Raw genomic sequence first — 15605 nt, 5'->3', positions numbered from 1 at the left:
AATACTATGAAAGCAACAACTTACAAAGAGTTAAAGAAATGGATTGATGAAGGTGTTGATTTTGCTGAACTAGCACAGGGTTACGCTGATAAAGTACCTAGTGTGGATCGTGAACAATTTGAAGCAGTCACACAGGAAATTTTCAACGTATTGGAAGGCGTATCGCTTATGCTTGATGACAAAGTGCTAATCTATGATCGCAAAGCAGAGCAAAAGCGTTTGAATGACATTGAACAAGGTAATTATTAATCAATAACCCAGAACAACAAAAAAGGCTTTGACAGCGACCAAACTTCCAAGCCTTTAACTAGTATAACTAAACTCAATTAATAAAGCAGGCAAGCTATTATTAAAGGGGTTTTATGTCTTAAATTATAGCATATTGAAGCTATTTTGACCATACGCAGGGCGCTACCCCTTAAAACTAGCATGAATCTAGTATAAGAAACAAGCAATCAATAAGAATACTACACAGAAAATAAAGGATACTACCATGGAAAAACTTTTTGAACGTTTTGAATTTGAATTAAAAACTATTGAAGAAAAACTTGAAATCTTGAATCAATGGCTTTTGAGTAAAGATAATATAGGCGCAAGCGATATGCTTGAAACAATACAACTTACCATTACAGAGACTTGGGTTGGGTTTGAAGATCTACGAAGAGCCTATATTGAGCAAGAACAAGGACATGAACAAATTGTAGAATCTAATATCAAGTATCTACTTGGGGCGCTGATAAAAGATAAAAAAGCCTCTGCAAATGTTTTTGAAAAAAACAAAATAGAAACGACTCTTTTTCGCTATCTTGACCGATATGTCAGACTTACTGACCCTGAATGTGCGAAGAGCGCAGAATGTAATATTCATGACTTTCTGTTACGTCTGGTGAGGGAGGACATGCAAAAGCACGGACTCTTATCAACTCCAGCCCCAATATTTTATGCTGAATTATCCAAAGGAGAACAGAATGCCTAATGAACTTAACCTCACCCCAACACAGACACTTATTTTATTCATTGTTTTAGGTCTCTTAGGGCTCCTTCTTAGCCTTTCTAAGTCATTAATAGAGATTGACTTACCAGAAGATACCCAAGTACCTAAGCCAAGTCAGAACGCAAACTATGGGGCTTATATTCAAGCACAGAACCATTATTACAATTAGGGAGGAACTGAATGACACTACCAGAAAATTATAGACGTGTCCTTAATCTGATTAAGGTGGGGGCAGACAACCCCATTACAGGGGCAGAGATTGGCTTAATACTGAAACTTGAAGAACGCTCCGTCCAAAGTATCATCAGTAGCTTAATCACGCGCTATAACGTCCCTATTATCGGCATTAGACACGGATTCAATCGTGGGTACTTTATCCCAGCTAACAAAGAAGAATTACTAGATGGTGCTAAAGCCTTTTATAATCAAGTACAAAAGGAACAAGAACGCCTAAGTGTGTTATTGAATGCCGATTTAACCAGTTACAAAGAACTACTCAAAGGAGGTTAGGTATGAACGTATTTAGTCAAGATTATGAAGCAAAACTCTTAGAACAAAACCTGACCGCTTTTAATCGCTTTTTGGAAGCCTACCAGAAACCTAAACCAAGAGTTTTAGGATTGATCACGGCTGAACAGGTCAAAGAGGAATTAAATATCAAAGGTAAAACCCTAAAACGGTGGGAAAATGCTGGGTTAAGACGATACCAACCACCACTAGAAGACACCAGGAAACATTATTACAAGGTCAGTGATATTCTTATCTTTTTGGGGGTAAATGTGTAGATGGCTATTTATGAAGCAAGAGGCTTTAGCTCTTATTTGTACCCCTACAAAGGACCTTTAGAACCATTTGACTATATTGCGCAGTTTAAACCTTTGAAACCGCCTGAGGCTATCGATATTGAAGAATACAAGCGAACACAAGCCCCCTACTGCCTAAGTGGCAAGGTCACAGCAGAGAAAAACGATAGCTATAAGCGCAATAATGCTAGTTTAGTTTATCGCGATTTGATTTTTCTTGACTATGACGAGATAGAAACAGGCGTCAACCTACCTAAAATCGTTTCTCAGACGCTTTGGGAATACAGCTATATTATTTATCCAACGATTAAACACACCGCTGAGAAGCCACGCTATCGGCTTGTCGTGAAGCCTAGTGACGTGATGACTGAAGCAACTTATAAACAAGTGGTCAAGGAGATAGCCGATAAGATTGGACTGCCGTTTGATTTAGCTAGCCTTACCTGGTCACAATTACAAGGCTTACCTGTTACAACAGGCGACCCAGAGGGCTATCAGCGCTATGTGAACCATGGTCTTGATTATCCTGTTCCTAAAAATGGTAGCACGCCAAACAGACAAGTTGTTACTACTTACACGCCACGCCCTAGAAGTCAGCGTTCTATCACCATGAGGGTCATAGATACCTTGTTTAATGGTTTTGGAGACGAAGGTGGGCGTAACGTGGCCCTAACTAAGTTTGTTGGCTTGCTATTTAATAAGTGGGTTGATTGTGATTTAGAAACAGCTTACGAATTAACAAAGATTGCTAACAGCGTGACGGCTAATCCCCTATCAGAGAGGGAGCTAGATAGGACTTTTGAAAGTATAGCAAGAGCAGAATTTAGAAAGAGAGGATAGAACCATAGAAAAGGAAGAATTGAAAAGCCTGGAAAGTGAAATCTTAGAGGCGCGTGAAAATGAGCAACCGCCCAGGACAATGAAGGAATTGGAAAGCCGTATCTTTCAAGCTGGTGAACAATGGCGGGAAGAACACACGGAAACCAAAATAAATGAAAGTACAGGGGACGTTACCGAAAAGGTGGCCATGCCCCAGGTTTTCACAGTTGCCAAAATGCTAAGCGAAATTATCACCTTTACTTTTATCAGCAAAAGCAACGTACCTGATTATAGCCTACTCTATATCTATGATTTAGATGAGGGCATATATACGGCTAGTAATGACCTATTTAACCGATTTTGTAAGACTTTTGACGTGAGGATTAAGCCTAGGGAATGGCCCCAGATTAAGCTAATGGTTAGGACATTGACAAGGATAAAGAAACCGCTGGAGAGCGCCTACCTTATCCCTGTACAGAATGGCATAATTGACTTAAGGACTAAAGAGCTACTTCCTTTCAGCCCTAAATATGTGATTACAAGCAAAATCAGCACAGCTTATCACGCGCCTAAACGGGTCCCAACCGATAGGGAGGGGAAGACATTTGACGATTGGTTAAACTCTATCGCTTGCAATGATAGTGAGCTGGTAACATTGTTTTGGCAGATTATCCTGGAGGCTATCAACCCCAACCATACACGGAATAAATTTGCTATCTTTTACGGGGACGGTAACAACGGAAAAGGGACATTTCAGCGGTTCCTTATCAATCTGATAGGAGAAAGTAACGTATCAGCATTGAAGCCCGCACAGTTTGCTGAAAAGCATAACCTGGAAACGCTAGTAGGTAAAGTTTGCAATATTGGAGACGAGACACCTAATGAATACTTAAAAAATCCGTCTGACCTAATGAGTATTACCAGTGGGGACACCGTGCTAGTCAATCCAAAGGGGCGCCCAGCTTTTGAAGCGACCTTCAAACTCTTTAATATCTTTTCAGGAAACTATATCCCCAACGGTGGAAATAAGACAAAGGGCTGGTATAGGCGTATTATGATTGTCCCCTTCAATGCTGACTTTAACGGTGAGAAAGAAAAGCCCTGGATAAAAAATGATTTTTTGGCCAATAAAGAGGTATTAGAGTACGCCCTTTATAAAGCTATCAACCAGAAACCATTTACTCATTTTATCGAACCGCAGGCAGTCAAAGGCCTGTTAGAGGAATACCAGGAAGATAATGATTACTTGTTATCTTGGGTAAAACATGAGTACATGGAAAGAGGTTGGCACGAGCTGGACGTAGTACCCGTTTTTATCGCTACAAGATCCTTGAAGCATTATGCCGAAGATATGGGAATACCTAAGCCAAATGTTTACGGTGCTGGTAAGGAGACAATCAGGCACTTACAGCAGTTAACGCCAAATAAGTACCAACTAAAAAAAGCGCGTGTTAAGGTTGAAGATTATGACAAACTGGATCCGTTGGAGTTTGAGAGGCCAAAACTGGGGAGAGTAAATCACGCTATAACAAAAAAAGAATAATGTTGACCTTCTTTTGATGGCCTAAACCCTTGCAGTTACTAGGATTTTACAAACATTGTTGCCCTTCTTGTTACCTTGTTTAGAAAGAAGGTAACGCACCTAGACCCTTGATATATATAGCTTTATAGCTGTTATGTTGACCTTGTTACCTTCTTTTTAACTCTCTATATAGGAAAAAAGCAGTATTTATATATAAGGGTAAGGAGTTAGAAAGAAGGTCAACATGGTAACAAAGCGGCCTAACCCCTTGTGGCAGTAAGGCGGAGCTATGTTACCTAGAAGGTAACAAAAACACTAAAGAAGGTAACAAATTAAAGAAAAGGAGCTAAAAAAATTGAAAATCAAACTATTTTATCAAAAACACAATGAATCACTAGACGATTTTGAATATCGGGTCAATCAATTTACCCTATCGGTATCTGTGATAGACATCAAATTTTCAGAAGCCACTTCTGGCAATTATGAAGACATGGCTACCACAACTTCTTTATTGGTCTTGTACAGGTAACTGGTATGAAACTAAAATTACACACACGAGGTGGTAACACCATCACCATTCAAGGTGACCGCACCCTTTATAATGAGTTGGTCAAATATCTTTTATCTGGCAAACAACCAAACTGGGTAGCATCTCCTTCTGCCATCATCAATTTATCAGACATTATAGCAATCACAAAGGAGAAATAATATGAGAACATTTTCAGACACACCAAAAACATTCACCTTCCACTACACGTTTAAAGACTTTGACACCGCACAAGTGGCTTGTCATGCTATTTTAGGCTATATGACTGGAACCTATGAGCAACCAGTGATTGACGCAACTTATCACAATGATGACCAAGGTGGTTATGCTAATCAGTTAGTCTTAGAATATGCCGAAGACAGAAAGTTAAGCAAGGTCTTCAAGCGTATCTGTGACAGCTTCAAGGACTATTACAACCAACCTGAGGATATGACGGATGGAGAACTTGATGACATGGCTCAAGAAAACGAATTAATCAAGGAAGTTGAAGAACTTGATGATCAGCGCGTGGTTTCTTTATCTAAAAGTACCCAAGAGAAAGTTAACGATCGAGACACATTTATGACTTTCATTTCAGACCACAACCAACTGGCTGAACACCTCTCTATGAATTATAAAGAGATGACGCCAGAAGACTTAGGGGCCATCCTTGAGTCTATCAGTCAAGCCTTTAACCAGTTGTATGATATGGTTGTTGAAGGTCAGTTACTCGTTAAATAAACAATCAGAGGGTTTTCCCTCTTTTTGTCGTTTTATCAATAGTTTTGGGTTGTGTGAGTGTTAAGGAGAAAGAATGTTAGAACTAGCTATTGAGAGTATCATTAAACCAATGAAGACACAGGAGAAGACTAGAGTTACAGGAACAATAAATGGCCAAGCTATCCGTATAGACCTAGATGGGCTAATCGTTCATTATGAGGGGCAAGAGCTCTTACTTGAAACGATACCAGGAACTTATGGTGGTAAACGTTACTTCTTCTTGTGTCCTGACTGTGAGAGACGTTGCCGGAAGTTATTTAAGGCTTCTCATGATTTTGCTTGTGGTTCTTGTCAGAAGGTTCATCAAGCCACACTCAATCGAAGCAAGACAGATTGTCAATACTATTGGCGATTAGCCTTTAAAGAGTGTTTGAAAGTAGATCCAAAAGCCAAACACAAACATGGTTATTATAGTCATGATGACTTTCCTAAGCGTCCTAAGTACATGAGAATAGCTAAATACTTGTATCACTGGAAGAGATTTCATTACTATATGGATAAGGGGGACAGGTACTGGCTATAACATTCGGAAACTACCCCCTTCATTTTTAAACGGGGCTATATTGTTCGGAAAACAAAGAACGCGCCCTTTTCCGTGAAAAAAATTCCCTTTTTGAAATTTTTGACGAAGATTAAAAAGCTTGGCGCGAAAGGATTTAACCTCTAGTTTTAGCTAGGAAGCCTACCACACAGAATAACACTCTCAGACTAAAATAAAGCATGGTTTTAACGCTTCTGTCTAAAAGGTTGATGATTTATATTATAAACTCTAAAAAGCGCTTAGAAACGATTTTAGAAGCGAAAAGCGAAGTACTACAAAAAATATCTAGTTTACAAAACGAACAAAACAAAAAGACGTCCATGCGAACGCCTCCTTGGTTATATCTGTTAACACAATTATACCACACTGGGGGCTTTAATGAACGCCAAAGAACAACTTAAAGAATTGAAACCGCTCTTTGCTTTAATGACCTTATTTGAGGAACAACGAGACAAGGACATCAAGCTAATGAATGCTTTTCGTAATCCTGAGTTACTAAATGGCATCGAAAAAGGTACAGCTAAACAACTCTTATATTTAGCTAAGGAACGTGACAAGAGACTGGCCATGATTGCCACATTGCAAGATGAGAGACAGATTGCTGTTATCAAAGCTAGATACGTGGATGGCTTATCATGGGATGAGATACCTGATAAACTAGGTTATTCAAGGAATACCGTTTTTAAATTACATAGAGAAGCTTTAGAGGTATTAGATGAACCATAAGAACGCTATTCGTAAACTAAAAGAGTTTCATAGATGGCAACGTATCGCCAATAGCCTTGATTTAAGCTATAACGAGCGTTACCAGTTTGATATAGATTGCCATTCCACACGCAGAGAACACCTTGAAATAAGCCGAGAATGTGCCTTAGAGGAACTAGATGCTATTAAACATGCCATCAATCAACTGTCTAAGATAGAATACAGACAAATACTGATTGAGTGTTATTTGATTAGTGAGAAGCTATCTAACCAGAAGATCATGACGCAACTCAAACGCTCTGAAAGTCGGTACTATGAGACCAAGAAAAGAGCCTTGCTTGAATTCGCCCAGAGTTATAGAAATGGTGTGTTAATAACAACAGCATAGGCACTCAGCTATATGCAACTATACAGGTATAGTTAAAAGTGATATAATATCATTAAGGAGGTGCTACTATGCACGTTTTAGAAAAAAATACGCAGGTCAACTTTAAGACTAACAGCGATTTACTAGAAAAAGCTAAAGCTATTATCGCGGCCCAAAACCTTGACATGACAGCTAGCTTTAATTTGTTTTTAGAAAACATTGTACAAAATAAAGCCTTACCTTTTGAGACTGACACCGATAAAGAACGGGCTGAACTACTTGCAGGTTTACGTGCTGAAATTGCTAAAAGTTTTGACGATTTAGAGCATGGGCGGGTATACAACGCTAGTGAAGTGAGGGCTAACCTTGGTATCTGATAATAAAACCCATAGCCTTATTATCCCCGAAACCGTACAGGAACAGCTACGGGCAATAAAAAGCTATATTGAAACTACTTACTTTTCGGAGCAAGCAGGAGCTAACACCGTCAACAATATTCTTTACGGGCTAGAACGTCTTGAATTTTTCCCAGAAGCAGGATTTAACGCAGATGACAGAGTAGGAGAAACTATTTACCCGCCACATAATACCCGTTGCATTGTTTTAGGGGACTATCTAGCTTTTTATCACATTTTAGAAGACGGAAAAGCCGTTTTTGTATCTGACATTATCCATAGCAAACAAGACTATATCAGACTGTTTAAGAAAAAATAAAAACGCATAATAACATGTTACAATAGATTTACAGCAAACTAAAAAGCACCTTTACCGGGTGCTAGTTTCTTGCCTGCTGAACTTATTAAAATTTGTTCACCTTTTACTACTGTTTTAGGCTATCAAACATTGAGTTGATAGCTTTTTTAGTGTCAAAATTTGTGGACTTTTTTGTGGACTTTGAAGGAATATCTAAGGATAATTAAAGTTATAGGAAATCCCTAGAAACGTTGTCATATCAGTAGTTAAGGCGATTTAAAGACGTTTAAGGTTAGTTAAATTTTAGAACAGCGTATTTTTTCTTACCGCGGCGAACCACAGTTAGTTGGTTGTCGATTTTATCGGTATCTGATAAGGTGTAATCCAACTCTTGAACACGGTCGCCATTGATGTAAATCGCACCGTTTTGCACATCTTCACGTGCTTGGCGTTTTGATGGGGAAATGCCTGCGGTCACGAGAATGTCAACAAGGTTAAGGTTGTCTTCGGCTTTTACCTGATAGTTAGGCACATTGCTTAAGCCCTGCTTTAACTCGCTGGCAGAAAGATTTTTAATAGCACCAGCAAAGAGTTGCTCAGTGATGTTAAGCGCTTGTTTGTAAGCTTCTTTGCCATGAACCAAAGTAACCACTTCGCGCGCCAAGGTTTTTTGAGCGAGGCGCTCGTGACGAGCGGCATTAAAGTGGGTTTCAATTTCTGCAATCTCATCTAAAGATAAGAATGTAAAGATTTTTAAGAATCGTACGGCGTCATCGTCCATGACGTTTAACCAGAATTGGTACATCTCGTAAGGGGAAGTTTTGTCGGCATCAAGCCAGACAGCATTGCCTTCTGATTTACCGAATTTTTTCCCGGTTGAATCGGTGATGAGTGGTACGGTCATGACGTGACCAGTCTTGTCAGCTTTTCTGCGAAGCAATTCGGTTCCTGCGGTCATATTACCCCATTGATCTGAGCCACCAATTTGTAAGGTTACGTTATGCTTGGCATTGAGTTCGTAGAAGTCGTAGCCTTGCATGATTTGGTAAGCAAACTCAGTGTAAGAAATTCCTGTTTCAATACGTTTTTTAACAGAGTCCTTGCTCATCATGTAGTTAACGGTGAAGTATTTGCCGACATCACGGAGGAAGTCAATAAAGCTGATTTGCGAGAACCAGTCGTAATTGTTGACAAGTTCTGCCTTGTTGTCTCCATTCTCAAAATCCAGAAAGCGAGACAGTTGACCTTTGATTTTGTCACTCCAGTTGAGAACGGTTTCTTTTGTTTGCAGGCTACGTTCGGCATCTTTGAAAGAAGGGTCACCAATCAGACCAGTTGCTCCACCAACTAGCGCATATGGCTTATGCCCTGCTAATTGTAAGCGACGAGATGTTAAGATAGCAACCAAGTGACCAAGATGAAGGCTGTCAGCGGTTGGATCATAACCAGTGTAATAGGATACTTGCCCTTCTGTTAATGCTTTGACTAGGGTTTCTTCATCAGTTGTCTGAAAGACCAAGCCACGTGCTTTGAGTTCTTCAAAAATATTCATAGGCTTTCTCCGTTTTCCTTTATAGTTTCGGAAATCATTATACCAAAAACTGTTGTGGCTATGCAAGCTTTATCAAAGTTTGGTATAATAGAAGGTGAGGTATTTTATGGTGAAATGGAACACGAAACACAAAAGCAAAGGTGAGCAGAAATTAGGTCTCTTAGATTTGGGACCTGTCCTTTTGCGTACCCTGAAACTCATGTCTAATTTTTTTTATATTGTCATTTTCCTTTTTGGAATGATGGGAGCCGGTATGGCTCTGGGCTATTTGGCTAGTCAGGTTGATTCTGTCAAAGTTCCCAGTAAAGCAAGTTTAGTCAAGCAGGTTGAGTCCTTAACCATGATGTCACAGATGAATTACTCTGATAATAGCTTGATTGCTACTCTTGATACTGATTTACTTAGAACTCCTGTGGCTAATGATGCCATTTCAGATAATATTAAAAGAGCCATTGTCTCTACAGAAGATGAGCATTTTCAAGAACACAAAGGTGTGGTGCCTAAGGCTGTTTTTCGAGCGACCTTAGCCTCCGTTTTGGGATTTGGCGAATCCAGTGGTGGTTCAACCTTGACACAGCAGTTAATCAAGCAACAAGTTTTGGGAGATGATCCAACTTTTAAACGAAAATCAAGAGAAATTATCTATGCTCTTGCTTTGGAACGTTACATGTCCAAAGATGACATTTTGTCTCACTACTTGAATGTTTCTCCTTTTGGTCGCAATAACAAAGGTCAAAATATCGCAGGTGTTGAAGAAGCAGCGCGTGGTATTTTTGGAGTATCTGCTAAGGATTTAACGGTTCCACAGGCAGCATTTTTGGCGGGGCTTCCGCAGAGTCCAATTGTTTACTCTCCTTATTTGTCAACGGGACAACTGAAGTCAGAAGAGGACATGGCTTATGGCATCAAGCGACAGCAAAATGTTCTCTATAACATGTACCGTACAGGTGCCCTGACAAAAAAAGAATACGAGGACTATAAGGCTTATCCGATTCAGAAGGATTTTATCCAACCGGGAAGTGCTACGGTAAAAAATCACGATTACCTTTATTACACGGTGCTAGCGGATGCTAAGAAAGCTATGTATAGCTATTTGATTAAGCGAGATAAGGTGTCTAGTCGTGACCTGAAAAACGACGAGACTAAGGCTGCCTATGAAGAGAGGGCCTTAACAGAATTGCAACAGGGTGGTTATACCATCACCACAACCATTAATAAGCCTATTTACAATGCGATGCAGACAGCGGCAGCTCAGTTTGGTGGCTTGTTAGATGATGGGACAGGTACAGTTCAAATGGGAAATGTCTTGACGGACAATGCGACGGGTGCCGTTTTAGGCTTTGTTGGGGGTAGAGACTATGCCCTTAACCAGAATAACCATGCCTTTGATACTGTGCGTTCTCCAGGTTCTAGCATTAAACCTATTATTTCTTATGGCCCTGCTATTGACCAAGGATTGATGGGAAGCGCCAGCGTCTTGTCTAATTACCCAACGACTTACTCGAGTGGTCAAAAAATCATGCACGCTGACAGCGAAGGGACAGCCATGATGTCTCTTCAAGAAGCGCTCAATACGTCGTGGAATATTCCAGCCTTTTGGACGCAGAAATTATTGCGGGAAAAAGGGGTCGATGTGAAAGATTATATGACCAAAATGGGCTATAAAATCGCAGATTATTCTATTGAGAGTCTGCCTCTCGGCGGTGGTATCGAGGTATCTGTTGCCCAACAAACCAATGCTTATCAGATGATTTCAAATAATGGCTTGTTCCAAAAACAATATATTGTTGATAAAATCACAGCTAGTGATGGCACTGTTGTTTACCAACACGAAAACAAGCCAGTCCGTATTTTCTCTGCACCAACTGCAACTATTTTACAGGATTTACTGAGAGGGCCAATCTCTTCAGGTGCAACGACCACTTTCAAGAGTCGTTTGGCAGCTATCAATCCTAGTCTAGCCAATGCAGATTGGATTGGTAAGACAGGAACAACTGAAAATTATACCGACGTTTGGTTGGTGCTTGCTACGCCAAAGGCAACTTTGGGAGGCTGGGCAGGTCATGATGACAATACCTCGCTTGCTCCGTTGACCGGTTATAACAATAATTCTAATTACCTGGCTTATTTAGCTAATGCCATTAATCAGGCGGACCCTAATGTTCTTGGTGGCGGGCAACGTTTCCACTTAGATTCAGGAGTCATTAAGGCTAATGTCTTGAAGTCAACAGGATTACAACCAGGGACAGTCAATGTCAACGGTCGAACCTTCTCTGTTGGAGGAGAGATGACGACTAGCTTGTGGGCTCAAAAAGGACCAGGAGCTATGACTTACCGATTTGCTATCGGAGGAACAGATGCTGATTATCAAAAGGCCTGGGCAAGTTTTGGAGGTAAGAGAAATTAAGTTGCATTTTGTCGACAAATAGTGTACAATTTTAGTAACTATTTGTCGTCCAATCTAGCTGAAATATTGTCCAGCTAGGAAGAACAGCAGTTAAATCACACTGATGAAGTCAGATTTAGCTGCTCTTTTTGTGCCTATTTTTAGGAAAAATAGGGTTTGTAATCCATATTTAAAGATTCTAAAAATTCACATTTAGGACAAATGATAACTTAGTTGCGATTTGCTGAAACGGCAAAGCTTAAGAAAGAAGAAGGAGCTAAAAACTTGGCAGGACATGAAGTTCGATACGGAAAACACCGTACACGTCGTAGCTTTTCAAGAATCAAAGAAGTTCTTGATTTACCAAATTTGATTGAAATTCAAACTGACTCATTCCAAGATTTCCTCGATTCAGGGTTGAAAGAAGTATTTGAAGATGTACTTCCTATTTCAAATTTTACGGATACCATGGAACTTGAATTTGTTGGTTACGAATTCAAGGAACCTAAATACACCCTTGAAGAAGCTCGTATCCACGATGCAAGTTATTCTGCACCAATCTTTGTTACCTTCCGTTTGGTCAATAAAGAAACTGGTGAGATTAAAACTCAAGAAGTCTTCTTTGGTGATTTCCCAATCATGACGGAAATGGGGACCTTTATCATCAACGGTGGTGAACGTATCATCGTTTCTCAGTTGGTGCGTTCACCAGGTGTCTACTTCAATGATAAAGTAGATAAAAACGGTAAAGTGGGGTATGGCTCAACTGTTATCCCTAATCGTGGGGCTTGGTTAGAGCTAGAAACTGACTCAAAGGACATTGCTTACACTCGTATTGACCGTACCCGTAAGATTCCATTCACAACCTTGGTTCGTGCTCTTGGTTTCTCAGGTGATGACGAAATCGTTGATATTTTTGGGGAAAGCGATCTTGTTCGTAATACTATTGAAAAAGATATTCACAAAAATCCAAGCGATTCTCGTACAGATGAGGCTCTTAAAGAAATTTACGAGCGTCTTCGTCCAGGTGAGCCAAAGACTGCTGACAGTTCACGTAGTCTCTTGATTGCGCGTTTCTTTGATGCTCGTCGATACGATTTAGCTGCAGTTGGTCGTTACAAAGTAAACAAAAAACTTAATATCAAGACTCGTCTTTTAAACCAAATCATTGCTGAAAATCTTGTAGATGCTGAAACTGGCGAAATTTTAGTAGAAGCTGGAACTGAGATGACACGCAGTGTGATTGAATCTATTGAGGAACATCTTGATGGTGATTTGAACAAGTTTGTTTACACACCAAATGATTATGCGGTAGTGACAGAGCCTGTTATTCTTCAAAAATTCAAGGTGGTATCTCCAATCGACCCTGATCGTGTCGTTACTATTGTAGGTAATGCTAATCCAGATGATAAGGTTCGTGCTCTTACCCCTGCTGATATTTTAGCAGAAATGTCTTACTTCTTGAACCTTGCTGAAGGTATTGGAAAAGTTGACGATATTGACCACTTGGGTAACCGTCGTATTCGTGCTGTTGGTGAGCTGCTTGCCAACCAATTCCGTATCGGTCTTGCTCGTATGGAGCGTAACGTGCGTGAGCGTATGTCTGTCCAAGACAACGATGTGTTAACACCACAACAAATCATCAATATCCGTCCTGTCACAGCAGCTGTCAAAGAATTCTTTGGTTCTTCTCAGTTGTCACAGTTCATGGACCAACACAACCCATTGTCAGAGTTGTCTCATAAACGTCGTTTATCTGCCTTAGGACCTGGTGGTTTGACACGTGACCGTGCTGGTTATGAGGTTCGTGACGTGCATTACACGCACTATGGTCGTATGTGTCCGATTGAAACACCTGAAGGACCAAACATTGGTTTGATTAACAACTTGTCTTCATTTGGACATCTTAATAAATATGGTTTCATTCAAACACCTTACCGTAAGGTTGACCGTGCGACTGGTAAGGTAACTAACGAGATTGTTTGGTTGACTGCCGACGAAGAAGACGAATATACAGTTGCACAGGCCAATTCTAAATTAAACGAAGATGGCACTTTTGCAGAAGAAATCGTTATGGGTCGTCACCAAGGGAATAACCAAGAATTTTCTGCAAGTATTGTGGATTTCGTTGACGTTTCACCTAAACAGGTAGTTGCTGTTGCGACGGCATGTATTCCTTTCTTGGAAAATGATGACTCCAACCGTGCCCTCATGGGTGCCAACATGCAACGTCAGGCTGTGCCATTGATTGATCCCAAAGCACCGTTTGTTGGGACTGGTATGGAATATCAAGCTGCCCATGACTCTGGTGCTGCGGTTATTGCTCAGCACAATGGTAAAGTTGTCTTTTCTGATGCTGAAAAAGTTGAAGTCCGTCGTAAAGATGGTTCACTTGATGTTTACCACATTACCAAATTCCGTCGCTCCAACTCAGGAACTGCCTATAACCAACGCACTCTTGTTAAAGTAGGAGACATTGTTGAAAAAGGTGACTTCATCGCTGATGGACCATCTATGGAAAATGGTGAAATGGCCCTTGGACAAAACCCAGTCGTTGCTTACATGACTTGGGAAGGTTATAACTTTGAGGATGCCGTTATCATGAGTGAGCGCCTTGTGAAAGAAGATGTTTATACATCTGTTCACTTGGAAGAATTTGAATCAGAAACGCGTGATACAAAGCTTGGGCCTGAAGAAATCACTCGCGAAGTACCAAACGTTGGTGAAGAAGCCCTCAAAGACCTTGACGAGATGGGCATTATTCGTATTGGTGCTGAGGTTAAAGAAGGCGACATCTTAGTAGGTAAAGTCACACCTAAAGGTGAAAAAGACCTCTCTGCTGAAGAACGTCTCTTGCATGCCATCTTTGGGGATAAATCACGTGAAGTTCGTGATACCTCACTTCGTGTGCCTCACGGTGGAGATGGTATCGTTCGTGATGTGAAGATCTTTACACGTGCTAACGGTGATGAGTTACAATCAGGCGTTAACATGCTTGTGCGTGTTTACATCGCTCAAAAACGTAAGATCAAAGTTGGAGATAAAATGGCCGGTCGTCACGGAAACAAAGGTGTCGTTTCACGTATTGTACCAGTTGAAGACATGCCGTACCTTCCAGATGGAACACCAGTTGATATCATGTTGAACCCTCTTGGGGTGCCATCACGTATGAACATCGGACAAGTTATGGAACTTCACTTGGGTATGGCTGCTCGTAACTTGGGTATCCATATTGCAACACCAGTCTTTGACGGTGCCTCATCAGAAGACCTTTGGGACACTGTTCGTGAAGCTGGTATGGATTCAGATGCCAAGACTGTTCTTTATGATGGACGTACTGGTGAACCATTTGACAACCGTGTGTCAGTTGGGGTCATGTACATGATCAAGCTCCACCACATGGTTGATGATAAACTTCATGCGCGTTCAGTCGGACCATACTCACTTGTTACCCAACAGCCACTTGGGGGTAAAGCTCAATTTGGTGGGCAACGTTTCGGTGAAATGGAGGTTTGGGCCCTTGAAGCTTATGGTGCCTCAAATGTCCTTCAAGAAATCTTGACCTACAAGTCAGATGATGTGACTGGACGTTTGAAAGCTTATGAAGCGATTACCAAAGGTAAACCGATTCCAAAACCAGGTGTGCCAGAATCCTTCCGCGTTCTTGTGAAAGAATTGCAATCTCTTGGTCTTGACATGCGTGTGCTTGACGAGGACGACAATGAAGTTGAACTTCGTGACCTTGATGAAGGCGAAGACGATGATGTGATGCACGTTGACGATCTTGAAAAAGCGCGTGAAAAACAAGCTCAAGAAACCCAAGAGGTTTTTGGAACAACTGACGACAAATAAGCAATCAATTCTTATAAACAATTATTTACGAGTTGAGGGCAGGCGAGTCTTGCCCTTAGACTGGT

Annotated in this window: 18 protein-coding genes; 17 read left to right on the top strand and 1 reads right to left on the bottom strand. The window is 40.7% G+C overall.

All coding sequences use genetic code 11. From position 1 onward, the window contains the following. Positions 1 to 6 precede the first annotated feature (6 nt). The 15 genes from EL097_RS02225 to EL097_RS02155 all read left to right on the top strand — a co-directional run bounded on the left by EL097_RS02225 (position 7) and on the right by EL097_RS02155 (position 7771). Entirely contained in the window at positions 7 to 249 is a 243-nt protein-coding gene (locus EL097_RS02225; RefSeq protein ID WP_003045756.1) for a hypothetical protein, read from the top strand. Between the two features lie 244 nt (positions 250 to 493). Further along, entirely contained in the window at positions 494 to 976 is a 483-nt protein-coding gene (locus tag EL097_RS02220) for a hypothetical protein (protein WP_003046145.1), read from the top strand. Next, a complete protein-coding gene (locus EL097_RS02215) occupies positions 969 to 1163 on the top strand; it encodes a hypothetical protein (protein WP_129544919.1) in 195 nt (64 codons plus the stop codon). Before EL097_RS02220 ends, EL097_RS02215 begins: the two co-directional genes overlap by 8 nt. Before the next feature lie 11 nt (positions 1164 to 1174). Further along, positions 1175 to 1504, top strand: coding sequence for a hypothetical protein (locus EL097_RS02210; protein WP_003045763.1), 330 nt, complete (start codon positions 1175 to 1177; stop codon positions 1502 to 1504). Positions 1505 to 1506: 2 nt separating this feature from the next. After that, positions 1507 to 1779 carry a hypothetical protein gene (locus EL097_RS02205; RefSeq protein ID WP_001100459.1) on the top strand — a complete coding sequence of 91 codons (273 nt, stop codon included), beginning with the start codon at positions 1507 to 1509 and terminating at the stop codon, positions 1777 to 1779. Further along, complete coding sequence (locus EL097_RS02200; RefSeq protein ID WP_129544918.1) at positions 1780 to 2637, top strand: primase alpha helix C-terminal domain-containing protein; 858 nt, start codon at positions 1780 to 1782, stop codon at positions 2635 to 2637. 19 nt (positions 2638 to 2656) lie between these two features. Beyond that, entirely contained in the window at positions 2657 to 4159 is a 1503-nt protein-coding gene (locus tag EL097_RS02195) for a DNA primase family protein (protein WP_003046154.1), read from the top strand. A 334-nt stretch (positions 4160 to 4493) separates the two neighbouring features. After that, positions 4494 to 4667, top strand: a complete 174-nt coding sequence (locus EL097_RS02190) for a hypothetical protein (protein ID WP_003046156.1) — start codon at positions 4494 to 4496, stop codon at positions 4665 to 4667. Positions 4668 to 4672: 5 nt separating this feature from the next. After that, complete coding sequence (locus EL097_RS10545; protein WP_003045775.1) at positions 4673 to 4846, top strand: hypothetical protein; 174 nt, start codon at positions 4673 to 4675, stop codon at positions 4844 to 4846. 1 nt (position 4847) lies between these two features. After that, the gene (locus EL097_RS02185; RefSeq protein ID WP_003045777.1) at positions 4848 to 5405 is read left to right on the top strand and encodes a hypothetical protein; all 558 of its coding nucleotides are present in this window, start codon (positions 4848 to 4850) and stop codon (positions 5403 to 5405) included. A gap of 73 nt (positions 5406 to 5478) precedes the next feature. After that, on the top strand, positions 5479 to 5967 hold the full coding sequence (locus tag EL097_RS02180; protein ID WP_129544917.1) for a hypothetical protein: 489 nt from the start codon (positions 5479 to 5481) through the stop codon (positions 5965 to 5967). A gap of 396 nt (positions 5968 to 6363) precedes the next feature. Then, positions 6364 to 6711 (top strand): sigma factor-like helix-turn-helix DNA-binding protein, encoded by a 348-nt coding sequence (locus EL097_RS02170; protein ID WP_003046162.1) that lies wholly within the window; start codon positions 6364 to 6366, stop codon positions 6709 to 6711. Beyond that, on the top strand, positions 6701 to 7078 hold the full coding sequence (locus EL097_RS02165) for an ArpU family phage packaging/lysis transcriptional regulator (protein WP_003046164.1): 378 nt from the start codon (positions 6701 to 6703) through the stop codon (positions 7076 to 7078). Before EL097_RS02170 ends, EL097_RS02165 begins: the two co-directional genes overlap by 11 nt. 68 nt (positions 7079 to 7146) lie before the next feature. Beyond that, positions 7147 to 7434 carry a type II toxin-antitoxin system RelB/DinJ family antitoxin gene (locus EL097_RS02160; RefSeq protein WP_003046166.1) on the top strand — a complete coding sequence of 96 codons (288 nt, stop codon included), beginning with the start codon at positions 7147 to 7149 and terminating at the stop codon, positions 7432 to 7434. After that, the gene (locus EL097_RS02155; protein ID WP_003046168.1) at positions 7424 to 7771 is read left to right on the top strand and encodes a type II toxin-antitoxin system RelE/ParE family toxin; all 348 of its coding nucleotides are present in this window, start codon (positions 7424 to 7426) and stop codon (positions 7769 to 7771) included. Before EL097_RS02160 ends, EL097_RS02155 begins: the two co-directional genes overlap by 11 nt. Positions 7772 to 8042: 271 nt before the next feature. Here EL097_RS02155 and tyrS read toward each other — a convergent pair whose 3' ends face one another. Next, complete coding sequence (gene tyrS, locus EL097_RS02150) at positions 8043 to 9302, bottom strand: tyrosine--tRNA ligase (RefSeq protein ID WP_003046171.1); 1260 nt, start codon at positions 9300 to 9302, stop codon at positions 8043 to 8045. A gap of 106 nt (positions 9303 to 9408) precedes the next feature. Here tyrS and pbp1b point away from each other — a divergent pair, with 106 nt between their 5' ends. Both pbp1b and rpoB read left to right on the top strand, forming a co-directional pair. Further along, entirely contained in the window at positions 9409 to 11709 is a 2301-nt protein-coding gene (gene pbp1b / locus EL097_RS02145; protein WP_003046173.1) for a penicillin-binding protein PBP1B, read from the top strand. A 264-nt stretch (positions 11710 to 11973) separates the two neighbouring features. Continuing rightward, the gene (gene rpoB / locus EL097_RS02140) at positions 11974 to 15540 is read left to right on the top strand and encodes a DNA-directed RNA polymerase subunit beta (protein ID WP_003046175.1); all 3567 of its coding nucleotides are present in this window, start codon (positions 11974 to 11976) and stop codon (positions 15538 to 15540) included. The last annotated feature ends 65 nt before the right edge of the window (positions 15541 to 15605 follow it).

It is taken from the genome of Streptococcus canis, from assembly GCF_900636575.1.
Taxonomy (GTDB): Bacteria; Bacillota; Bacilli; order Lactobacillales; family Streptococcaceae; genus Streptococcus; species Streptococcus canis.
Note: the sequence above shows the minus strand (reverse complement) of the source record. Positions and strands in the feature narration are given on the sequence as shown.